This window comes from Streptomyces sp. CT34, assembly GCF_000805335.1.
Taxonomy (GTDB): domain Bacteria; phylum Actinomycetota; class Actinomycetes; order Streptomycetales; family Streptomycetaceae; genus Streptomyces.
In genome coordinates this window covers 5,330,028-5,350,530 of sequence record NZ_KN708638.1, presented here as the reverse complement: position 1 = coordinate 5,350,530, position 20,503 = coordinate 5,330,028, and the positions used below count along the sequence as shown (strand labels likewise).

Here is a 20,503-nt window from a genome sequence, read left to right as displayed (position 1 = left end):
CCGTTCCCATTCCCATTGTGCAAGCCCCGAGTAGCAGCCGTCCTCACCCACACCGTTACAGCGGTCGCAGCCCATGCTCCGCTCAGAGCCCAACTCCGTTGTCAGCGGCTGCTGTCAGGATGAGTATCACTCGCCCCAGACCCTCGTCGGGAGACACTATGAGCACCCCCGGTCTTGGCCCGCTGATCATCGGGCGCCGCAGCGGCCCCCCGCCTCGCGATCGCTCCCGGCTATGCCCTCACCCCCGCAACTCCTCATGAGGAATGCCGAGGAGGTAAAGGAGCGAGTCGAGGAACGGAACGTTGAGGGTGGTCGGGGCGGCGCCCCGGACGACGGGTTTGGCGTTGAAGGCCACGCCGAGGCCGGCCGTGTTGAGCATATCGAGGTCATTGGCGCCGTCGCCGATGGCCACGGTGTGGGCCAGGGGGATGCCCGCCCGGTCGGCCTGGCGGATGAGGAGTTCGGCCTTGGCTCGGCGGTCGATGACCGGGCCGGTGAGGCGGCCGGTGAGGCGGCCGTCGGCGACTTCGAGGGTGTTGGCGTGGGCGAAGTCGAGGCCGAGGCGGCGGGCGAGGTGGTCGGTGATGTGGGTGAAGCCGCCGGAGACCATGCCGACGCGGCAGCCGAGGTGTTGCAGCGTACGGATCAGGGTGAGGGCGCCGGGGGTCAGTTCGACGGCGTCGCGGACCTCGTCCAGGGCGGTGGCGGCCAGGCCGGCGAGGTGGGCGACGCGGGCGCGCAGCGATTCCTCGAAGTCGAGTTCGCCGCGCATGGCGGCGGCCGTGACGGCGGCGACCTGGGGTTCCCGGCCGGCGTGCCGGGCGAGCATGTCGATCACCTCGCCCTGGATGAGGGTGGAGTCGACGTCCATGACGACCAGACGGCGGGCCCGACGGGAGAGCCCGGCCGCGCAGACGGCGAGGTCGACGCCCAGGTCGTGGGCACCGGCGGACAGGGCGCTGCGCAGGGCTTCCGTCCGTACGCCGGTGACATCGAATTCGACGGCCGTCACGGGGCGGCGGGCGAGCGAGGTGATGCGCTCGATGTGGCCGCCCGTGTCGTGAATGGCCGTGGTCAGTGCGGCAGTTGTGCGGGCGGTGAGGGGGTGGCCGACGACGGTGACGTGGCTGCGCCGGGATGCCGTACGGGTGGGGGCGGATGCCGTGCGCGCGGGGGCGGCCTGGGTGAGTTCGGCGTGGACCTGCTGGGTGGTGGCCCATTGCCGTACGGCGGACTGGAGTTCGTCCTCAGTCACGGTGGTGCGGGACGGGGTGGCGAACTGGGCACACAGGGCGAGGCGGCCGCGCAGCTGGACCTGCTCCACGTCCAGAACGGTGGCGTCGAAGCGGGCGAGCTGGCTGAACAGGCTGCCGATGAGGTCGCGTTGACGAGGGGCGTGGCGATCGGGGTGACCGTCGGGGTCGAAGTCGGGGTGACGGACGGGATGGTGCGGGCCATGGACCGTGACATACAGGGTGTCGGGGCTGCTGTTGGTATCCGGCATGGTGTGGGAGGTCCTTTCAGCTGGCGGGGAGGCAGAGGGCCGGCTCAGGCCACAGCCCGCGCGCGGAGCGGGTAGAACGGTGGTGTCTGCCCGCGGCTGTGTTCCGCCAGGGCTTCCTTGACGGCGACGGTGAAGCGCTGGGCGAGAGGGTGGCAGCCCTGCAGGGGGCAGGCCATCGAGACGGGTACCTGGGGGGCGCCCGTGAGGGGGACGAAGCGTACGGCGGGGTGCAGACGGCGGCGGAGGGCCGGTTCGGGGACGATGCCGTTGCCCTTGCCGGCGGCGACCAGTTCGAGAAGTTCGTCGAAGTTCTTGCAGGGGATGAGGGGGGAGGAGCGGTGCCCCTCGGGGCCCCCGGAGCCCTCATGACCCCCGTGGGTCTCGTCGAACTGGGCGGGTCCGCACGTCGTGTTGACCACCAAGGGATGCGGGGCGAGCATCCCGGGGCTCAGGCCGGTGGCGCGGGCGAGGGGCGACGTGGAGGGGACGGCTGCGACCTGGCGTTCGGACTGGAGAGGGACCACGCGCAGGCCGGTGGTGTCCACGGTGCCGCGCAGCAGGGCCACATCGACCGTGCCGCGGTCGACGCCCGCGTACCGCTCGTCGCGGCGTACGAGTTCGACCTCGGCCCCGGTCTCCTCCTCGAAGCGGGCGACGGCGTCCTGGACCCAGCCGTCCGGGAGCAGCCAGGTGAAGCCGAAGCGGAGCGGCGCCGTCCGGTCCGTACGGAGGGAAAGGGCCTGTTCCAGGCGGGGAAGGAGTGGGGCGAGTTCGTCGCGCAGACGCCGGCCCTCGGGGCTCAGGCGCACCGAGCGGGTGGTGCGGTCGAACAGCCGGGTGCTGAGGGACTCTTCGAGGCGCTTGATCCGGCGGGTGAGGCTGGGCTGGTTGGTGCCCAGTACGTCGGCGGCGTGCGTGAAGTTCAGGGACTCGCAGACCGCGAGGAAGGCACGCAGGTGCCGGATACCCACATCCGTTGTGTTCACCGATGTGTTCACCACAGGCTCCTTGGGATCGGGGCATCGCCGCTGGTGAAGCGGCACGTCGGGAGCCTATGGCGGGGGCCGCCGGGCGGCGGTGCGGTGCGTACGGAAGGAGCAGCGCGGTGCACCCAAGGAGACACCGGGAGCGGGGCGCGATGTCACTTTCGGCCAGGGGCGGTGTCTCTTGCATTGACCTCCTCCATCGGCTTGAAAACCGAGGATTCTCCGTCTGACGGTGGCATCTCCGTGTGAGAGATCACCGGCTTCGGGTGGGTTCCTGGTTCCTCCCCACGCGGGTGGGGGTTGTGCGCGCGGCCGGGCTGCGCCCGGTCTTACGTGCGCTCCGCAGGCGATTACTCCCGCCGTTACCGGCGTGAGGCCCCCGGTCCGGGGGTGGGTGGTGCTGTCGTGTCGGCCGCGCGGATGCGGCGGCCTTCGTGGAGGACGTTGCGTCCGGCGTTCCAGTCCCGGTCGTGCCGGGTGCCGCAGTTCGCGCAGGTCCAGGCGCGGATGTGCAGCGGCTTGGGGCCGTCACAGTATCCGCAGGCGGAACATATCTGCGAGGAGGGGAAGTCCCGGGCGACCTTGGCGGAGGACCGCCCGCGCCGGATTGCCTTGTACTCGCAGAACGTCACGAACTGTGCCCAGCCCGCGTCGTGCACGCTCTTGGCCAGCCGGGTACGCGCCAGTCCTCCACGGACGTTGAGGGTCTCGGTGAAGACGGCTTGGTTCTCGCGCGTCAGTTTGTGAGACCACTGATGGTGGAAATTGCGGCGTGAGTCGGCCACTTTGGCATGTGCACGGGCGACCTTGATGCGGGCCTTGTCCCGGTTGCTGCTTCCCTTCTTCTTCCGCGACAGTTCCCGCTGCCGCTTCTTCAGCTTCTTCTCCGCCCGCCGCAGGTACTTCGGCGAGGCGATCTGCGACCCGTCCGCCAGCACGGCGAAACGATCCAGGCCCAGGTCGATACCCTGGTCTCGGTCGGTCGGGGGCAGCATGTCGGCTGCCGGATCGGTCTCCACGACGAATGACACCCAGTACCGACCTGAGCAGTCCTTGATCAGTGTCACCGACGACGGAGCCGAGGGTAGATCACGCGACCACTTCACCCGCACCTCGCCGATCTTCGGTAGACGCAGCCTGCCGCCGTCGGTGACCGAGAAGCGGTCGGAGCGGGTGAACCGTGCGGTTTGCCGGTTATCCTTCTTGCTCTTGAACCTCGGCGGGGCGACCTTCGGGCCTCTGCGGTTGCCGGTCTTGGAGTCTTCGTGTGCCTTCCACGCCCCATCCAGGTCCCGCAAGGTCTGCTGCATCACACCGACTGGCGCATCCGACAGGAACTCCCGCTCAGCGGACTTCTTCGCGGCCGTGATGAGCGTCTTGCCCAGCTCGGCGTTCTTCGGGACCGGCTGATACGGCCCCTCGGCAAGACGTGCCTTGGGGTTTCCCAGCAGCTTGTTCGACGCCTTGCGCAGCTTCTGAACCGCTAGCGCATCGTTCCAGACCACACGCCGGCACCCGAACACCCTCGCAGCGCGGATGCGCTGGCCAGGCGTCAAGGCGATGCGGTACTGATAACGAAGCTGCACGATCACCACGCTAACCTTCTCCACTGACAACGCCCCCTCCCAGAGGAAACGTCCGCGCTTCAGCCCAGCCGCTCCCAGTCCACCTCCGCCAGGGCCGCCCGGCCGTCCGGGAAGTACGACACCGGGCCGACGGTGCGCGAGCGGCCCTCCACGTCGTTGAGCAGCCGCTGCAGGGACAGCGAGTCCTCCAGCGAGGCGAACGGCACCTCGGGCCGGATGCCGTCCTCGACGAACCGCGCCACATCCCGCACCAGCCGCCCCAGCTTGATGACCGTACGAAGCTCCGGATCGCCGGCCTCCCCGTCGGTGCGCAGCTCGTGGATCAGCTCGTCGCCGTGGTCGCGACGCTGCCAGATGCGCAGATGGTCCGCGTCCCAGACCGGGGTGTCGAAGACGATACTGGCGTAGAGCAGTTCCGCGTCCGGGGTGCGGAAGACGAAGTCGACCTCCCGCTTGCGGGTGATGTGCACAAAGCTGCTGTACCCGGTGACGGCTCCTGGGCCCAGCCGCGCCGTCAGCGCCACGCTGTCCAGGACCTCCGGCCCGGATACGGAGAAGTCGGAGCGGGTGCCGATGGCGGTGTCGACCTCCAGGCGGTGCCCGCCGCCGCAGATCCACGGGACCAGGTCGAGGGAGTGCACGACCTCGCTGGGCACGCCGGAGGTGGGCCGGTGGTCGTTGATCCGGTCCTTGCCCCAGATGAAGTTCGCGCGCACCAGCTCCAGTTGGTGCGCGCGCACGTACTCGCGCAGGTACCTGGTGGCCTCGGAGTAACGCTCGACGAGGTCCAGGGTGAAGCCGGAGACGTCCGCGAGGCTCTTGGCGACGAGGTCGAGGTCGTCGCGTGAGGTGGCGAGGTTCTTCTCGGAGACGACGAAGCCGGTGTAGCCGGCCAACTCGGTGAAGATCTGGGCGCGGGCGTGCTCGGGGACGCTGACGACCACGACATCCGGCCGGAACTCCGCCAACGCCGCCGTCACGGTGGGGTAGTAGGGGATCTCGTCCGTGGTGCGGTGGCGTCCGACGTAGGCGAACGACAGCCGGTGCGCGGTGCCGGCCTCCCGTGCGACGTTGCGGAAGGCCTTGAGGAAGCGGGTCCCCGCGTAACCGAGTCCGACGATGGCGACCTTCATGATGTTCCGTTTCCCTTCGCAGTGGATCTGTGGGGGGGTGGGGGTGTGGGAGTAGCTGTCGGTGTGACGGGCGTCAGAGCGGCTGCGGCCCGGTGAGCCCGGTGGATCCGCCGAGCTGCTTGAAGAGCAGGTCCTCGCCGGACGGTTGGAAGCCGAGGCGGTAGTAGAGTCCGGTACCCGAGGGCGTGGTCTGCAGTACGGACTCCCGTACGCCCGCCCCGCTCAGCCAGTCCAGGACGTGATGGACGACGGCCTTGCCCAGGCCCTCGCCGCGCCGGACGGGATCGACCACCACCGTCTGGACCCAACCGACCTTGCCGTTGGGGTACGCATGGGTCGGCGCTCGGTTGTCGATGACGGCGATGGCACAGGCGCTGAGGCGCTGCGGCGAACCGATGGTCCCGACGTAAATCTGCTCCGAGGTTTCCAGGTGGGTGTGCAGCCAGTTCCGGTAGCTGTCCCGCCAGACGCGGCCGGCTGCGGGGTCGGGCGATACGTAATGCCCCGCTCCGGTATCCAGGAGAAAGCCGCGCAGTCTGATCAGTTCGTCGATGTCGGCAAGGGTGGCTGGTCGCGGATCCGTATTCATGGTGGGAGACCGTAAGGGGTTTCCGAGACGGACGGAAATACCAATTCGGGGACCCCTATGCGCATTCCGAATAGATACGGAAACGTGCCGCAGCCCCGAATGCGGGAAACGCATTCGGGGCTGCGGTCGGCTTTTCGGAAGTGCCCCGGCCGAGCCGTCGGGCCTACGCGGAGACCTTCTCCTCGACGCCGGAGGCGACCGGCGCCGCGCCGCGTGCCGTCACCGGGCGCCTCCGGCCCCACCGGACCAGCGTCAGATGCAGCGCCAGGGCGAGGAGGGCGACCCCCGCCGTGCAGTACGGCAGCTCGGACGGGGACACACCGGAGGCCAGGACGAGACCGCCGAGCGCCGAGCCCGCGGCGCTGCCCAGGTAGACGGCGGAGCTGTTGAGCGAGACGGCGACGGAACTGTGCTCCGGCTCGGCCGCGATCAGCTCGTGCTGCTGGGGGACCTGGAGGGCCCAGCCGGAGGCACCCCAGACGATGAGCGGCAGGATCATGCCCCAGTGGGTCGAGGCGACGCCGGGCAGCACGGCTTCGGAGATGACCAGCAGGACGAAGATGACGGTGGCGATGCCGTACGCCTTCTTGGTCCGGTCCACCAGCGGGCCCACGCACAGGCTGCCCACCACGCCGCCGATGCCCCAGGCCCACAGGTACCCGGTCGGGTCCGACAGGCCGGCGGAGTCGGAGAGGAAGGAGGCCAGGTAGGTGTACAGGCCCAGGCTCGCGATGCCGGCGAGGAAGGAGACCAGCGCGATGGGCGCGACCCGGCGGTTGGTCAGCACGCCGATGCGCTCCTTGAGCGCCGGCGGGGGCGAGGCCGGGAGCTTGGGCAGCATGGTGGCCGCACCGAGCAGGGCGATGAAGCCCAGCGCGGTGACCAGCCAGAGGGTGCCGCGCCAGCTGATGTGGTGGGCGAGCACCACGCCGACCGGGACGCCGACGACGGTGCCGATGCTCATGCCGCCCATGACGATCGCCAGCCCCCGGCCCCGGCGCTCGGCCGGCGAGAGGGAGGCGGCGGTGGCCGCGGCGAGCGGGGAGTAGATGCCCGCACCGATGCCCGCCACGGCGCGCGCGATGAGCAGCATCGTCAGCGAAGTCGACAGCGCGGAGAGCGCGTTGGCGAGCGTGAAGACGGTCAGCGCCAGGGAGAGGATCACGCGAGCGGGCCGCCCGGCGAGCACGGTGGCGAAAACGGGGGCCGCGAGGGCATAGCAGAGCGTGAAGACGGTGACCATCTGGCCCGCGGCCGAGGCCGAGACATGAAGATCACCCGCCACGACCGGCAGCAGGCCGGCCATGACATAGGCGTCCAGCCCGAGGGCGAACGAACCCAGGGCCAGCAGCAGGATGCGACGCATGCGCCGTCGACTCCTCTCAATCATTCGAAGTTCGAGAACATTGAACATAGCAGGTGGTGGGTGCATCGGCGACCGAGTGTGCGATCCTGACGAGGTGCGCAGATACCGACACCCCGCGACGGGGGACATCAGGCTCGCCGACGTGCTGCACGCGCTCAGCGACGACACACGGCTCGGCATGGTCGCCCGGCTGATGGACGGGCGGGAGTACACATCGGGGGAGCTGAGCGGCGAGACCCCCAAGTCGACGGCATCGCACCACACCAAGATCCTTCGGGAGGCGGGGGTGACCCGTACCCGCTCGGAGAGCACCCGCTGCTGGATCTCGCTCCGCCGGGGCGACCTGGACAGCCGCTATCCGGGGCTGTTGGAGACCCTGGTCGGCAGCTTCCGCGCCGAGCAGGCGGCCGCCGGCGATGCCGACGAGGCCACACCCGGGCACTGAGCCGAGCAGCGCAGCCCTTTCGGCCGTTTCGATGTCCGTCCACAGTCCAGGACACTAATGATCCGGCGGACGCGACAGAAATACCGGGACGCACCATCCATACGGGGACGACATAAGTCGCCGGCGCACGGTCTCCGACATCGCCGCACGCACCCCTTCCATGCCCCTTCCGTATAGGCGGAAGGGGCTCGGCATTTCACAGCGGACGGCGCCGCAGATACGTTCTTTGCAGCGGAACGGATTCCCGGTCCGCCCGTTACCGACTCTCCCTTGAGGCGACCGCCTGCTCCTTTACGCGGAGCACGGCATTCCCTTCTTCATGCGCTCGCATGTTCCTGTGTTCCTGGAGGAATCGTTGTTCGACTATCACGGGTTCTTTTCCGCCGAGATCGACGGTCTCAAGGCCCGCGGGGGTTACCGGACCTTCCTGGACGTCCAGCGCGAGGCCGGCAGCTTCCCCAGCGCCCTGCGCCACGGCCCCGACGCCGACAGCCGAATCAACGTCTGGTGCAGCAACGACTACCTGGGCATGGGCCAGCACCCGCTGGTTCTCGAGGCGATGCACCGGGCGATCGACGAGACCGGCGCCGGCAGCGGCGGCTCCCGCAACATCTCGGGCAACAACCACTACCACGTCCTGCTGGAACAGGAGTTGGCCTCGCTGCACGGCGCCGAGGCTGCCCTGATCTTCCCCTCCGGCTACTCGGCCAACGACGCCGCGCTGACCGTACTGGCCGGCAAGCTGCCCGGTTGCGTCGTCCTCTCCGACGAGCTGAACCACGCCTCGATGATCGCCGGAATGCGGCACAGCGGCGCCGAGAAACTGATCTTCCGTCACAACGACATGGACCACCTGGAAGAGCTGCTGGCCGGCATCGCCCCGGAGACCCCGAAGATCATCGCGGTGGAGAGCATCTACTCGATGGAGTCGGACATCGCACCGCTCGCCCGGGTGGCCGAACTCGCCCGTGAGTACGGCGCTTTCAGCTACCTCGACGAGGTCCACGCGGTCGGCATGTACGGGCCCGAGGGCGCCGGAAAGGCTGCCGAGCTGGGCATCGCCGACCGCTTCGACGTCATCCAGGGCACCCTCGCCAAGGCGTACGGCATCGCCGGCGGCTATGTGGCGGGCCCCGCCTCGGCGATCGACGCGATCCGCAGCTTCGCCTCGGCGTTCATCTTCACCACCTCCCTGCCGCCCGCGGTCGCCGCCGGCGCGCTCGCCGCCGTACGCCACCTCAAGCGCTCCGAGCTGGAACGGGAGGACATGAAGGCCAAGGCGGCGCTGCTCCAGGACCTGCTGCGCGAGCGGCGCATCCCGGTGGTCTCCGACGACGCGCATATCGTGCCCGTCCTCATCGGCGACTCCGCCAAGTGCCGGGCGGTCGCCGCCGAGCTGCTGGAGCAGCACCGCATCTACGTCCAGCCGATCAACTCCCCCAGCGTGCCCACCGGTTCGGAGCGCCTGCGGGTGACGCCGACCCCGCACCACACCGAGGCCCAGATCCACGCCTTCGCCGATGCGCTGGACGCCCTGTGGCACCGCCACGACCTGCCCCGCCGCCAGGTCGAAGAGCTGGCCGCCGCCCTCTAACGCCCCTTGAACGACAGAGAGTTGTTGACGACATGACGCCGACGCACACCAGCACACCGGAAAAACCCGTAGTTCTCGTCGCCGACCCGCTGCCCGCGGCGACCCTCGCTGCGCTGTCCGCCTACGACGTCCGGCGCTGCGACGGCGGCGACCCGGCCGCCCTGCGCGAGGCCGTCAGGGACGCACACGCCCTGCTCATCCGCAGCGGCACCACCGCCGACGCGGACGCGATCGCCGCCGCACCGCATCTGAAGATCATCAGCCGGGCCGGAGTGGGACTGGACAATGTGGACGTGGCCGCGGCCACCCGCGCCGGCGTTCTGGTCGCCAACGCCCCGCAGTCCAATGTGCTCAGCGTCGCCGAGCTGACCGTCGCGCTCATCATCTCCTCGCTGCGCAAGGTCTACGCCGCCGGAGCCTCGCTGCGCGCGGGCCGCTGGGAGCGCTCGGCCTTCAAGGGCGGCGAACTGGCCGGCCGCCGGGTGGGCATCGTGGGGCTCGGGAACGTCGGCAGGCTGGTCGCCCGCCGGCTGGCCGCCTTCGACGTCGAGCTGTACGCGTACGACCCGTTCGTCACCGCGGAGCAGGCCCAGGCCTTCGGCGCGCGCTCGGTGGAGCTGGACGAGCTGATGTCCGCTTGCGACATCGTCACCGTCCATCTGCCGAAGAACCCCGCGACGCTCGGGCTGATCGGCGAGCGCGAACTGCGCCTGGCCCGGCCGACGCTGCACCTGGTCAACACCTCCCGCGGCGGCATCGTCGACGAGCGGGCGCTGGCCGAGGCGCTGGCCGAGGGCCGGATCGCGGGCGCCGCGCTGGACGTCTTCGAGACCGAACCGGCCACCGGCTCCCCACTGCTGGACCTCGACACCGTCACCGCCACCCCGCACCTGGGCGCCAGCACCGCCGAGGCTCAGGACCGCGCCGGCCACCAGGCGGTCGAGTCGGTGTGCCAGGCACTGGAGGGCCGGCCGGTGCCGCTCGCGATGAACGCCGGCGATGTCGCACCGGCCGCGGCGGCGGTGCCCGCGATGGCGGGCTGATCAGGGCACGTACGGGCGGCGGCCGGTCCGGTGGGCACCAGCGGACCGGCCGCCGCCGCGAGCGACCAGGAGGAGAGAGAAGATGCCAGGTCCCACACACCAGGAGCGGCCACCGGTGGCCGCACATCCGCCGCTGACCCGCACGGACATGGAGATCCTGGACCGCTGGGACGCCAAGCCCCCCGGACCGGCCCGCCATCAGCACATCGCGCAGGTGATCCGCGCCCTGCACACCGCCTGGCTCGCCCCCCTGGGCGTCACTCTCGCCCCCGCCTCCCCGGACGCCCGCGCCGGATTCCTCCTCCGGCACCCCGCGGCGGCCCGCGCCCACGCCCGTGCCACCGACCAGTGCGAGGTGACCGTACGCGCCTCCCCCTCGGCCGTACGCATCTGCACCACCTGCGGATATGCCCGTACGTGGGACGCCCTGGCGGCACTGGCGGACGCGTTGGCCGAGAAGGTGCCGGATGCGGGGGAGTTGTGGGGCGGGGGTGTGGGGCGGCACACCGTGCCGTTCGGTGCGGACAGCGGGAGTGTGATGGCAGGTCCCGGCTAGCCGGCCCGGCTGACCGGCCGTGCCGCCGGGGTCCACCGGTCGGAGCCGAAGGACCTGACCGGCGGCTGGATAAGGCCCTGTTCGATCGCCCGGTTTGCCGCCTCGACCCGTGACCGGGCGCCGAGCTTCTCGAAGACCTTCTGCAGATGGCGCTTCACCGTGCCCTCGACGATGCCGAGCCGGTGGGCGATCTGCAGATTGCTCAGCCCCTGCGCGGCCAGCTCCACCACCTGCGTCTCCCGCTCGGAGAGCACCACGGAGGACGCGACGGGGGCGGGCTGCGCCAGGCTGTCGGCGGACAGCAGCATCATCACCTGGCCGCCGGGGGCGCAGGCGTCGCGCACGGCTGCGGCCAGCGCCTGACGGGTGACGGTCTTGTGCAGAAATCCTCTGATGCCCAGCGGCAGTAACGACTGCACCAGCGCGGGATCGTCGTGCATCGACAGCACGATGACCTGTGTCCTCGGCGCCAGCTCCCGCAGCCGGCGCACGGTGGCCGGCGGATGGTCGTTGCCCGGCATCTCGATGTCCATGAGTACGACATGGGGCCTGGTCTCGGCCGCCAGCCGCAGCATCTCGGGAGCGTCCGCGGCCACCCCGGTGACGCTGAAGTCCTCCTCGGCGCAGAGCAGTTCTGCCAGCGCATTGCGCAGCAGGGTGTGGTCGTCGGCGATCAGAATGCGTATCGGGTCCATCCCGTGAGGTCCTCTCCCCCGTTGGTGCGCCAGGTGCGCTATCTGCGCGGTGTCGGTGTCCCCGCGGGACGCAGCTCCTCGCGGGCGGAGGCATGGGCGAGGCCGACCAGCAGCAACTCCCATATTCCGGTGAGAAGTTCGCGCGTCTCGCCGGACTCTTCTCCCGCCGCCGCGCCCCCGGTCCGCCGGTGGTGCTCACGGCTGGTCTCTTCGGCCCCGGCGACCAGGAACTCGACCAGCGGCCCGACCTCCGCGGGCTCGATCCCGTCGGGGAGATGGTCCCCGGCCGCGTCCAGCAGGTCCTTCAGCACCGGCAGCCACTCGGCCCGCCAGTCGCCCACCGCGTCCGGCTTCTCCCGCGCCAGGCGCGCCGCCGCGCGGACCTGGGTGTCGGACTCCAGGATCCCGGCGAGCGCATGCGTCAGATCGATCACCGCCTGCAGTCCAGGCCCGGCGTCCTCGTGGACCCGCCGCAGCGCGTCCCGGGTTGCCCCGGCGCCGGCCTCGTGCACCGTCCGGGCTATCGCGATCTTGACCGGGAAGTGGAACGTCATCGCGCCCATCGTCACCCCGGCGCCGGCGCCGATCCGCGCGAGCGACGTCCCGGCGTATCCGTGCTGGTCGAACTCCGAGGCCGCCGCAGCGATCAGCGCTCGCCGGGTCTGCTCGGCCCGCTCCTGTCGCGCCACTGGTTCACCTCCTGATTGGGTTGGTTTGGTCCGTACTGCCTTGCTCATGGTCGGAGTTGGGACCCGAACGAGAATGAGGGGCAAACGGAATCACAGACTCTCATCCCGCCGCGGCGCAGGTCGCGCACCCCTCACAGCGGCCCTCCGCAACGGCACCTCTCACAACGGCACCCGGACATCGACCCGGGTACCGCGCCCGGCGGACGAGGTCACGGCCAGCTCGCCGCCCAACTCCTGGGCGCGCTCGGCCATCGAGCACAGTCCGTACCCGCCGCCGGATGCGCCCGGCGCCCCCGCCGCGTCGAACCCCACCCCGTCGTCGGCCACCTGGGCCCACACCGTACGGGCGCCTATCCGCACCCGTACGGAAACACGGGCTGCCCGCGCATGGGCGAAGGCGTTGCGCAGTCCCTCACGGAGGATCAGAAACAGCTCACGGCGGAGGTGTTCGGGCAGGCTCGCCTCCTCTCCGTCGACCCGGACACTCGCCTCGACCCCGGGCCGGGCCAGGTCGGCGAGGCATACGTCCAGGGCGCTTTCGAGCGGGGGCGGCGCACCGCGGCCGCGCAGCCCGGTGATCATCTCGCGGGTGTGCGCGATGGCCTCGCGTACGGCGTCCTTGGCGGCGGCGAGCTGCCGCGCGGGCGCCGGGCCGCTCTCGCAGAGTTCCATCCGGCGCAGCGCGCTGGCCAGTGCGTTGCCCACCTCGTCGTGTAACTGGCGGGCCAACGCCCGGGGTTCGGGGGCGTCACGGGGCGGGCCGCCACACGACGCGGGTCCTGCGGTGCCCCGCAGGGCGGCGCCGATGGTGCGTACGACACCGATGCCGCGCAGCAACCCGGCCTCCTCGTTGGCGACGCCGTTCTCCAGAATCTGCAGCAGTGCGCATTCGAGCAGCAGCTCGGCCGCCGCGGCCGTATGGCGGGGCGTCGGCCGCGCACCGCCCCCCGCGTCATGGGCGACGGGCGGGGCGAGGGCGGGGTCGACGGCGGCCAGCGTGCGGCGCGCATAGGCGGTGAGCTGGTGGTGCAGGGCCACCGAGCGGCGCTCGGTGGCATCCAGCACACCAGGCAGGGACAGCTCGAACCGGCGCAGCACGGCGGCCGCTTCGCCGGGCCGGAGCACGCCCGCCAGGTCGGACGGGTCGGGCATGCCGGCCGGCGACACGGTCATCAAAGTCATGTCGGTCCTTTCGGGAACCGGTACCCGGAGTGCCGTGTGCCGTTGCACGGCGCGCGGACACACGTCCTCCCCCACGGGCCTCACGGAGCGGGCGGACGCTAAAACCATACAGAACATTCTGTTTTGTTTCCCGTCGGGAGTCACCCCGGAGTCGCCTCGCCGCCAAATCCCCCCGATGACCTGGGCTTTGACGGGCCACCAACCCCGTCGGCGCGGTGCGACGGCCATCACACCGCCGCCTGTCGACAAACAAAAAGAATGACCTTTATGTTGGATCACAGGTTCACGGCACCGCACCTGACCAGCGCCTTAGCCGGCGTCTGCGCGGATCGCGGCGCCTCCGCACCACCAGAAGGACTCTCGCCATGCTTCGCACCGCTCAGCGTCCCGCCCCGGCGACGGCAACCGCCGTGCCGCAGCTGTTCACCCACAAGCTGTCCGCCCGGGAAGTGCTGCTCGCACACTGGCGGCGCACCGGCCCCGACAGCTTCGCCGTCACCGCCCGCTGGCCCCGCGCCCACGGCTTCTACCGCACCCGCAACGGTCTGCACGACCCGCTGCTGTTCACCGAGACGATCCGCCAGATGTTCCCGATGCTGTCGCACGCCGCCTACCGGGTACCCGTCGGACACCATCTGCTCTGGAAGGACTTCACCAGCGACCTGCGCCCCGAGGCCCTGCGCGACACCGGGTCCGACGCCGGCCTCACCCTGCACGTCACCTGCTGCGACATCGCCTACCGCAAGGAGCGCGCGGCGGCCATGACGATGCGGATCGAGGCGGTACGGGACGGCGTGGCGCTGGGCACCGCGCGATCGCGGTTCACCATTCAGGACCCCGCCGTCTACCGGCGTTTGCGCGGCGTGCGCCACGACGCGGCACACGCCATGGCCCGCGCGCTGCCGCTGCCGCCGCCGGCCCCCGCGCACCGGGTCGGCCGGGACCGGTACGAGGACGTCGTCCTCTCCCCCACCGACACCGCCGACCGCTGGCAGCTGCGGGTGGACACCGCCCACCCGATCCTCTTCGACCACCCCGTCGACCATGCGCCGGGCATGCTGCTCCTGGAGGCCGCCCGGCAGGCGGCACAGGCGGCGGCCCACCCCCGCCCGGTGACCGCCGTCGCCATGGACTGCGACTTCGCCCGTTACGTCGAACTCGACCGGCCCTGCTGGGTGGAGACCGCTCCGCTGCCCGACAGCGCGCAGGGGCAGCGGCGGGTGCGCGTCACCCTCCGCCAGGACGAGGAGGCCGTCTTCGGCAGTACGGTCACGCTGGCGTGAGCCCCCCGCCGTGCGGCGGCCGGTGACCGGGAGCTCGACGACGTTTTCGGCTTGGCGACCCGCTCTACGCGGCGGTCCAGCCGCCGTCCACCGGCACCGGGGCTCCGGTGACGAACGACGACCGGTCGCTGCAGAGCCAGGCCGCGGCCTGGGCGATCTCCGCCGGATCGGCCATCCGCTTCTGCACCGAGCGGTCGACGAAACTCCCCTCAAGCGACGGGGTGTTCGTCAGCATCTCGTCCATCAGCTCGGTGCGGGTGCTGCCCACCACCAGGGCGTTGACGCGGATGCCGCGCTGGCCGTACTCGGAGGCGGCGGCCTTGGTCAGCCCCAGCACCGCGTGCTTGGCAGCCACGTAGGGGGCAGTGGCGCCGGTGGCCAATAGGCCCGCGACGCTGGAGGTGTTGACCACCGACCCGCCGCGGCCGGAGGCGAGCATGGCGGGTATCTGGTGCCGCAGGCAGTTCCACAGCCCGCGCACATTGACGCTCATGACCCGGTCGAAGACCGCGCTGTCGGTCTCGTGCAGGGTGCTTCCCGCGGTGGCCCAGCCCGCGTTGTTGAACGCGCCGTCCAGCCCGCCGAACCGCTCGGTCGCCACCGCGACGGCCCGCTCGACGTCCTCCTCGCGGACCACGTCCCCGGCCGACACCGCGGCCCGGCCACCGGCACCGGTGATCTCCGCGGCCAACGAGTGCAGCCGGTCCGCCCGGCGGGCCACCAGCACCACGGCCGCCCCCTCCGCGGCGAACAGCCGCGCCGCGGCCGCCCCGATCCCGCTGGAGCAGCCCGTGATCATGATGACCTTGCCGCTCAACATCCCGTGCTCCTCGGTCATGCGCGCCCGCGCTCGGGGTCCAGGTCGATGCGGCGTACGACATCGGCACCGGCGATGCCCGGCAGCAGCAGCTGCCACATCGCGACGGTCCGCTGGGGCAGGTCCGCGCGGTTGCTCACCAGCTGCGCATACAGCTGCACGCCCGTACAGGCGCCGACCACGAACTCGGCCACCTGGCCCGGGTCCACGTCCGGCAGCAACTCCCCGTCGCTCTCCGCCCGGCGCAGGCACTCCGTCATGATGTCCCGCCAGTTCAGATAGGCGGTGGCGTCCTGCACACCGAAGCTGCCCTGCTCCACCGAGAGCCGCACCCCCGCCCGCAGCACCGGGTCCACCTGGAGCCGCTGGGCCCAGACCAGGGTGATGTCCACCAGCCGCTGCAACCCCTCGGAGGCCAGCAGCGGCTCGATGGTCCCCGACTGCGCGTTCATCACCGCCTTGGCGAGCCCCTCCTTCGACTTGAAGTGGAAGTACAGCGCTCCGGCGGTGAGCCCGGCCCGTTCGAGAATCTTGGTGACGCCGGCTCCGGCGTAGCCGCACTCGTCGAACACCTCGGCCCCGGCGCGCAGCAGCAACTCCCGCGTCCGTACCGCGCGTTCCTGCGTCGGTCGCGTGCGCGTCATCGATCGACCCCTGACGACCCTAGAGAAAAAAGAATGCCCTCTATGTTATCCGGCATCGATCTTTCCGTCCAGCGGGGTCTCGCCCGGGCCAACCGGACCTCTCCGCCCAACCGGATCTCTTCGTCCAACCGTGCCCTTCGGATACATCGCGGGCGCCGGCCGATGCCACTTTCGACCCCTGCCGGTGTCTCTTCCGGTGCGCAGCGCCGGATCGCGGGCGGTGGCGCTGCCTAGGGTTCCCGCATGGCTGAGTTGTTGCTGCCCGCCGCCCCTGCGAACGCCGCGGCCCGCGCCGCGCCTGGCCCGTCCCCGGCGCGCGCACGGGCCGAGCCCCCCGCCCGTGCCCATCCCGCCGGTACGCACCTCGACCCGGACCCGTACGCCTGCGGGCCGGATCCGTACGCCCACGAGCCGGACGGCCGAGCCCAGCCCCGGGTGTACTACCGGCCCGTGGACCTGGCGACGCTCTCCGTGCCCCTCCCGACGGCGGCGTCCCTGCTGGGCCTTGCGCGGCCCCGTATCCGGCAGCTCGTCGCGCTCGGGGAGCTGGAGTGCGTCCACCAGGGCCCACACCGGTTCATCCCACTGCCCGGCCTGTTCGCCTACCGGCGCCGGATGTGCCTGGTCTGCGGCAGCGCGTACGACGACGAGCGCGCCGCCGAGCACTGCTGCCCAGCCGAGGGCGACACCTCGTACGGACAAGGCGACACCTCGTACGGGCAAAGGGGGACCCAACGATGACCGCACAGGACGCACAGACATCACACGGCACGGAGAAGCCAACTGGTGGCACCGGTGGCCCCGTACTCCTCTTCCCCGGGCAGGGCGGCTTCGACGGCCCGGCGCTGAGCCGGGCCGACCACGGGTACTCCCAGGTCCGCGCCGTATTCGACGAGATCGATGCCGTCACCGAGGAGCTGTCCGCACGCCGCCTCTCCGATCTGCTGCTCGGCGACGAACCCGCCGACCCAGCACGCCTGGGCGCCGACGAGCCCTGGGTGCTCCAACTTGCCGTCTACGGCTCGGGGTTGGCCGCTCACCGGATCCTGACCGACCACGGGCTGCGCCCCGGCGTGCTCGTGGGGCACGGCCTCGGCGAGATCACGGCACTGGTGGCCGCGGGCGGGTACTCCGTCGGGGACGGTGCGCGAATCGTGATCCACCGCAGCGGCCTGCTCCGCGAGCGGGACGCCGCCGGCGGCGCGATGCTCACGCTCTCCGTCTCCCCGGACCGCGCGGCCCACCTCGTGGGTCTGGTGGACCATCCGCTGCTGTCCGTCGCCTCGGAGAACCACGACGCGCAGACCGTGCTCAGCGGGCCGCGCGAGGCGATCGACCAGGTCAAGGCGGTGGCCGGCCGGCTGGGCATCGGATACGCGGATCTCGCCGCCGGATCCGCGCCGCACACCCCCTCGCTCGCGACGGTGGCGCCCCGCTTCGCGGCGGCCGTCCGCGACCTGCCCCAACAGCCGCTGGCGGTGCCCGTCCACTCCCCCATTCTCGGACGCCGCTACGGAACGACCGAGCCGCTGCCCGACCTGCTGGCCGACCATCTCACCCGCCCTGCGAAGCCCTCCGAGAACTCCACCGAGAACCTCACCGAGAATTTCTCCGACGCGGTACGGGCCCTGCACGGGCACGGCGAGCGGACCTTCGTCGAAACCGGCGGGGGCGCCACCCTCTCCTCCCTGGTGCACCGGACATTGAGCGAGGAGGGCGCGGGCCACTTCGTCACCGTGCTGCCCACGCTCTACACCGGGCACGGCGACGAACTGCGGCTGCCCGACACGCTGACCGCGCTCAGGGAGGCCGGGCTGGCGGTGGGCGACTGCCTCCAGCCGCTGCGGGCGCGGCTGGCGCCCGAGCTGACGGAGCGGGAGTTCGCCGCCTTCTGGGCGGCGGCGGGCCGCGATGTCGTCCAGCTGGTGAGCCGGCGGGCGACGGCGTTCCGCGATGCGTCCGGCGATGCCGGGACCGGCGGATCGGCGAAGCCGGTGGCCGCATCGGGACCCACGCCCGCCGGATCGGGGCCCGCAGCCGCCGCCGTGCCGGACCGCGGGGAGCTGATGACGACGGTCCGGGCGCTCTACGCCCGCGCCCTGTCCCTCCCCGAGGGCCTGATCACCCCATATGCCTTACTGGGCGCCGAGTTGGGCATCTGCGAGGCCGAGCAGTCCGACCTGCTCTCCCGCGCCCTGCGGCACTACGGCCTGCCCGAACTCGACGATGTCGCACCGGCCACCCCCAAAACCCTCAACAAGGTCGTAGACCTCATCACGGACCTCCTCCACTCCCACTACTCCCACTCCTACTCCCACTCCTCGGCCTTCGCCTTCCCCGCGAGCAGTCGCAGGCTGCGGGCCGCGTCCGAGCCCCGTTCGTCGGGAATGCGAAGGGTCTCGAAGGAGAGATCCAGAGTGCCAACCAGCGGATGGTAAAGGGGCTTATTGCCGTGCGTCTCCCCCCCCGGACGTCTGAAGGCTTCGCCCTGCCGCTACGGGCGCGGCACCGTAGGCCCGGCCTCGACGTCCAGGAGGGCGTCGAGGCCGTGGGCAGCAGAAGGAAGAGGTCCTGGACGGTGCGAGAGCATCTTTCGCCCTCAAAGAGCCCGGCATCCCGGAGACCTGGTGAGCGTTCCGAATGCCCATTGATGAACGGCGTTCTTCAAACGCCTGTTGCAGACGGTGCGGTGGGTGACGGCCCGGCTTTCCCCGGATGCCCATGTCAGCGGGGCGGTGCCGGCGTATGCCCGCAGGCCGCGACTGGTCTCGAAGCGGGTGAGATCGCCCCCTATCTCGGCGAACAGGCGTGGAGCCACGCGGGGCCGCAGGCAGGGAAACCATCCGTCCGTGCTCCAACCGAGCAGCGCTTACGTACCACAGAGTCGCAGTCGAAGCGCGTATCCAGTGCTCGCTCCATGCGGTCAAGGAGGGCAGCGACCTGGTCCAGAGATATCAGACCCAACCAAGGGGCCCGACCGGTATGGAATTCCCGCCAAGCTGCTTGACGATTTTACTGCGAACATCAAGCCTAACCTGGCAGAATGATCAAGAAAATGCAATGGGAGTTTTGGCAGTCACCGGAGCGGCATATCCTTGAGCATCATTTAGAGCGCACCTGGTGAAGTCTGGCTCTACGCTGTGGAGTTGAACAATCACAGCAGGAGGGCCAGGGGTGCGCAGGGGTGATGTGGGCAGCTACCTCTATTGGTCGGAGCGTCGCGTTGCGCAGATCGACTTGGACAACGGCATCGGCTTGACCGCGCAGCTCAGCTGGACTGTCAAGGCAGCGCCGCAGGGCGTCGGGGCGGAAGTCGGCAACCGGGAACGGACAGAACTGACACGCCTTGAGAAGGCACGCAAGATCGAGAGCGCTATCGGCAGCCAAGCGGTGTCTACCTTTGCGACACCACCTCCAGCCCGCTTCGCCAGGGGCGTCGGCCAAGTCCACCTTGCCAGGTTTCATCGGTGGACCTGAGCGCGACAAGGGAGCGTTGGTGCACATCCCGACGACCAGCAGCAGAGGTCAGCGGGTCGATCTAGTCCTCTTCGGCAGCATGGACAACATCCCCGGACGCGTATTTCAACTGTCGGACGGCCCTGAGGACGGATGGTATTCCTCCGCCTGGTACGCGATTGCGGAACTGCTGGAGAGCCGAGGGAGCCGGAACACGTCCCAGTGGAACGATCCGGAGTCGCTGTCTCTCGAAGCCCTGAAAATCGCTGTGCACCAAGGGAGCACCGGCAGCGAAGCGCATCATGAAGGCTGGCCTTGGACTCGCGGCTATACCCTCGGACACGCCGATTGCTGCAAGTGGTTCGCCCAGATCTACACCGATGTCGTACTGACCGAGAGCCGTCGGTCCCTCAGGGGCAATCTGAGTGACGCGCAACGCATCTTGGTCGGCGCTCCGGTATGGCTACGCACGGCTGGTACAGAAGAGGTGACCCGTTACGAGGAGCAGCGGTGCGGGGGTCGATGGACCTTGGCGTCTGCGATTGCCGCTTCTGCGGCGACAGGGCCACTAGCCAGAACGGTCCACCGTCACAGAGGTCTTTTGACGTGTTGTGGAGATGGGCCGCGCCGCGACAACCCGGGATCACTACGTTCGCGTCAACACCTGTGATTACTCCGTCGCTCCACCGACCATCGGCCACCATGTCACCGAGGTTCTCGACTCCACGGACGGCACCGAGGCGGACAACAAGCCCGTTTCCCGCCAACGGACGGGTCGGCAGACCTCCTCCGACCTGGCTTTTTGGCACGGGCGATGAAGGCGCTGGCCCCTGTTGGACGCAATCACTTGGTGCGGGCCAGTCGCGACTTGATGCAGACCAGGCCCAGCACGCCTTCGAAGTTCGCCCTCTGCTGCGGCGCGTACTCCAATAGAA

20 protein-coding genes are annotated in these 20,503 nt (G+C 70.2%); 8 read left to right on the top strand and 12 right to left on the bottom strand.

Annotated features, from left to right (window positions below; genetic code table 11):
- Positions 1-238: 238 nt before the first annotated feature.
- From serB to RZ84_RS23410, 6 genes are all read right to left on the bottom strand, one after another.
- Positions 239-1,504 carry a phosphoserine phosphatase SerB gene (gene serB / locus RZ84_RS23435; RefSeq protein WP_078894121.1) on the bottom strand — a complete coding sequence of 422 codons (1,266 nt, stop codon included), beginning with the start codon at positions 1,502-1,504 and terminating at the stop codon, positions 239-241.
- A gap of 44 nt (positions 1,505-1,548) precedes the next feature.
- Positions 1,549-2,502, bottom strand: a complete 954-nt coding sequence (locus RZ84_RS23430; RefSeq protein WP_241777830.1) for a LysR family transcriptional regulator — start codon at positions 2,500-2,502, stop codon at positions 1,549-1,551.
- A gap of 350 nt (positions 2,503-2,852) precedes the next feature.
- Entirely contained in the window at positions 2,853-4,085 is a 1,233-nt protein-coding gene (locus tag RZ84_RS23425; protein ID WP_198540038.1) for an RNA-guided endonuclease InsQ/TnpB family protein, read from the bottom strand.
- Positions 4,086-4,135: 50 nt separating this feature from the next.
- The gene (locus RZ84_RS23420) at positions 4,136-5,209 is read right to left on the bottom strand and encodes a Gfo/Idh/MocA family oxidoreductase (protein ID WP_043265930.1); all 1,074 of its coding nucleotides are present in this window, start codon (positions 5,207-5,209) and stop codon (positions 4,136-4,138) included.
- Positions 5,210-5,282: 73 nt separating this feature from the next.
- The gene (locus RZ84_RS23415; RefSeq protein WP_052230125.1) at positions 5,283-5,798 is read right to left on the bottom strand and encodes a GNAT family N-acetyltransferase; all 516 of its coding nucleotides are present in this window, start codon (positions 5,796-5,798) and stop codon (positions 5,283-5,285) included.
- Positions 5,799-5,961: 163 nt separating this feature from the next.
- Positions 5,962-7,164 (bottom strand): MFS transporter, encoded by a 1,203-nt coding sequence (locus RZ84_RS23410; RefSeq protein WP_043265929.1) that lies wholly within the window; start codon positions 7,162-7,164, stop codon positions 5,962-5,964.
- A 94-nt stretch (positions 7,165-7,258) separates the two neighbouring features.
- Here RZ84_RS23410 and RZ84_RS23405 point away from each other — a divergent pair, with 94 nt between their 5' ends.
- The 4 genes from RZ84_RS23405 to RZ84_RS23390 all read left to right on the top strand — a co-directional run bounded on the left by RZ84_RS23405 (position 7,259) and on the right by RZ84_RS23390 (position 10,802).
- A complete protein-coding gene (locus RZ84_RS23405) occupies positions 7,259-7,609 on the top strand; it encodes an ArsR/SmtB family transcription factor (RefSeq protein WP_043270655.1) in 351 nt (116 codons plus the stop codon).
- 355 nt (positions 7,610-7,964) lie between these two features.
- Positions 7,965-9,203 carry a 5-aminolevulinate synthase gene (hemA, locus tag RZ84_RS23400; RefSeq protein WP_043270652.1) on the top strand — a complete coding sequence of 413 codons (1,239 nt, stop codon included), beginning with the start codon at positions 7,965-7,967 and terminating at the stop codon, positions 9,201-9,203.
- A gap of 32 nt (positions 9,204-9,235) precedes the next feature.
- Entirely contained in the window at positions 9,236-10,246 is a 1,011-nt protein-coding gene (locus RZ84_RS23395; RefSeq protein ID WP_052230123.1) for a hydroxyacid dehydrogenase, read from the top strand.
- Positions 10,247-10,328: 82 nt separating this feature from the next.
- On the top strand, positions 10,329-10,802 hold the full coding sequence (locus RZ84_RS23390) for a hypothetical protein (RefSeq protein WP_157878890.1): 474 nt from the start codon (positions 10,329-10,331) through the stop codon (positions 10,800-10,802).
- Here the strand turns inward: RZ84_RS23390 and RZ84_RS23385 are convergent.
- The 3 genes from RZ84_RS23385 to RZ84_RS35185 all read right to left on the bottom strand — a co-directional run bounded on the left by RZ84_RS23385 (position 10,799) and on the right by RZ84_RS35185 (position 13,368).
- Positions 10,799-11,497, bottom strand: coding sequence for a response regulator (locus RZ84_RS23385; protein ID WP_052230122.1), 699 nt, complete (start codon positions 11,495-11,497; stop codon positions 10,799-10,801). The genes RZ84_RS23390 and RZ84_RS23385 overlap by 4 nt on opposite strands.
- Positions 11,498-11,535: 38 nt before the next feature.
- Positions 11,536-12,186, bottom strand: a complete 651-nt coding sequence (locus RZ84_RS23380; RefSeq protein ID WP_052230121.1) for a TetR family transcriptional regulator — start codon at positions 12,184-12,186, stop codon at positions 11,536-11,538.
- A 159-nt stretch (positions 12,187-12,345) separates the two neighbouring features.
- Positions 12,346-13,368, bottom strand: a complete 1,023-nt coding sequence (locus tag RZ84_RS35185; RefSeq protein WP_198540036.1) for a sensor histidine kinase — start codon at positions 13,366-13,368, stop codon at positions 12,346-12,348.
- A 365-nt stretch (positions 13,369-13,733) separates the two neighbouring features.
- On the opposite strand from RZ84_RS35185, the gene RZ84_RS23370 reads away from it, so the two are divergent.
- Positions 13,734-14,651, top strand: a complete 918-nt coding sequence (locus RZ84_RS23370; RefSeq protein WP_043265927.1) for a ScbA/BarX family gamma-butyrolactone biosynthesis protein — start codon at positions 13,734-13,736, stop codon at positions 14,649-14,651.
- Between the two features lie 64 nt (positions 14,652-14,715).
- Here RZ84_RS23370 and RZ84_RS23365 read toward each other — a convergent pair whose 3' ends face one another.
- Both RZ84_RS23365 and RZ84_RS23360 read right to left on the bottom strand, forming a co-directional pair.
- The gene (locus RZ84_RS23365) at positions 14,716-15,471 is read right to left on the bottom strand and encodes an SDR family NAD(P)-dependent oxidoreductase (RefSeq protein ID WP_078894113.1); all 756 of its coding nucleotides are present in this window, start codon (positions 15,469-15,471) and stop codon (positions 14,716-14,718) included.
- Between the two features lie 14 nt (positions 15,472-15,485).
- A complete protein-coding gene (locus RZ84_RS23360; protein WP_043265926.1) occupies positions 15,486-16,112 on the bottom strand; it encodes a ScbR family autoregulator-binding transcription factor in 627 nt (208 codons plus the stop codon).
- 243 nt (positions 16,113-16,355) lie between these two features.
- Here RZ84_RS23360 and RZ84_RS23355 point away from each other — a divergent pair, with 243 nt between their 5' ends.
- Complete coding sequence (locus RZ84_RS23355; RefSeq protein WP_043265925.1) at positions 16,356-16,853, top strand: hypothetical protein; 498 nt, start codon at positions 16,356-16,358, stop codon at positions 16,851-16,853.
- A complete protein-coding gene (locus RZ84_RS42515; protein ID WP_043265924.1) occupies positions 16,850-18,550 on the top strand; it encodes an acyltransferase domain-containing protein in 1,701 nt (566 codons plus the stop codon). Before RZ84_RS23355 ends, RZ84_RS42515 begins: the two co-directional genes overlap by 4 nt.
- Before the next feature lie 161 nt (positions 18,551-18,711).
- Here the strand turns inward: RZ84_RS42515 and RZ84_RS36990 are convergent, their stop codons facing one another.
- Entirely contained in the window at positions 18,712-18,930 is a 219-nt protein-coding gene (locus RZ84_RS36990; protein ID WP_157878889.1) for a transposase, read from the bottom strand.
- A 371-nt stretch (positions 18,931-19,301) separates the two neighbouring features.
- On the opposite strand from RZ84_RS36990, the gene RZ84_RS23345 reads away from it, so the two are divergent.
- Positions 19,302-19,589 carry a hypothetical protein gene (locus RZ84_RS23345; RefSeq protein ID WP_157878888.1) on the top strand — a complete coding sequence of 96 codons (288 nt, stop codon included), beginning with the start codon at positions 19,302-19,304 and terminating at the stop codon, positions 19,587-19,589.
- Positions 19,590-20,503: the final 914 nt, after the last annotated feature.

Coding starts and splice junctions, on each gene's coding strand:
- RZ84_RS23365 (WP_078894113.1), bottom strand. CDS start 15,471: ATGTTGAGCGGCAAGGTCATCATGATCACGGGCTGCTCCAGCGGGATC.
- RZ84_RS23360 (WP_043265926.1), bottom strand. CDS start 16,112: ATGACGCGCACGCGACCGACGCAGGAACGCGCGGTACGGACGCGGGAG.
- RZ84_RS23410 (WP_043265929.1), bottom strand. CDS start 7,164: ATGCGTCGCATCCTGCTGCTGGCCCTGGGTTCGTTCGCCCTCGGGCTG.
- RZ84_RS42515 (WP_043265924.1), top strand. CDS start 16,850: ATGACCGCACAGGACGCACAGACATCACACGGCACGGAGAAGCCAACT.
- RZ84_RS23355 (WP_043265925.1), top strand. CDS start 16,356: ATGGCTGAGTTGTTGCTGCCCGCCGCCCCTGCGAACGCCGCGGCCCGC.
- RZ84_RS23390 (WP_157878890.1), top strand. CDS start 10,329: ATGCCAGGTCCCACACACCAGGAGCGGCCACCGGTGGCCGCACATCCG.
- serB (WP_078894121.1), bottom strand. CDS start 1,504: ATGCCGGATACCAACAGCAGCCCCGACACCCTGTATGTCACGGTCCAT.
- RZ84_RS23420 (WP_043265930.1), bottom strand. CDS start 5,209: ATGAAGGTCGCCATCGTCGGACTCGGTTACGCGGGGACCCGCTTCCTC.
- RZ84_RS23395 (WP_052230123.1), top strand. CDS start 9,236: ATGACGCCGACGCACACCAGCACACCGGAAAAACCCGTAGTTCTCGTC.
- RZ84_RS35185 (WP_198540036.1), bottom strand. CDS start 13,368: ATGACTTTGATGACCGTGTCGCCGGCCGGCATGCCCGACCCGTCCGAC.
- RZ84_RS23415 (WP_052230125.1), bottom strand. CDS start 5,798: ATGAATACGGATCCGCGACCAGCCACCCTTGCCGACATCGACGAACTG.
- RZ84_RS23370 (WP_043265927.1), top strand. CDS start 13,734: ATGCTTCGCACCGCTCAGCGTCCCGCCCCGGCGACGGCAACCGCCGTG.
- RZ84_RS23385 (WP_052230122.1), bottom strand. CDS start 11,497: ATGGACCCGATACGCATTCTGATCGCCGACGACCACACCCTGCTGCGC.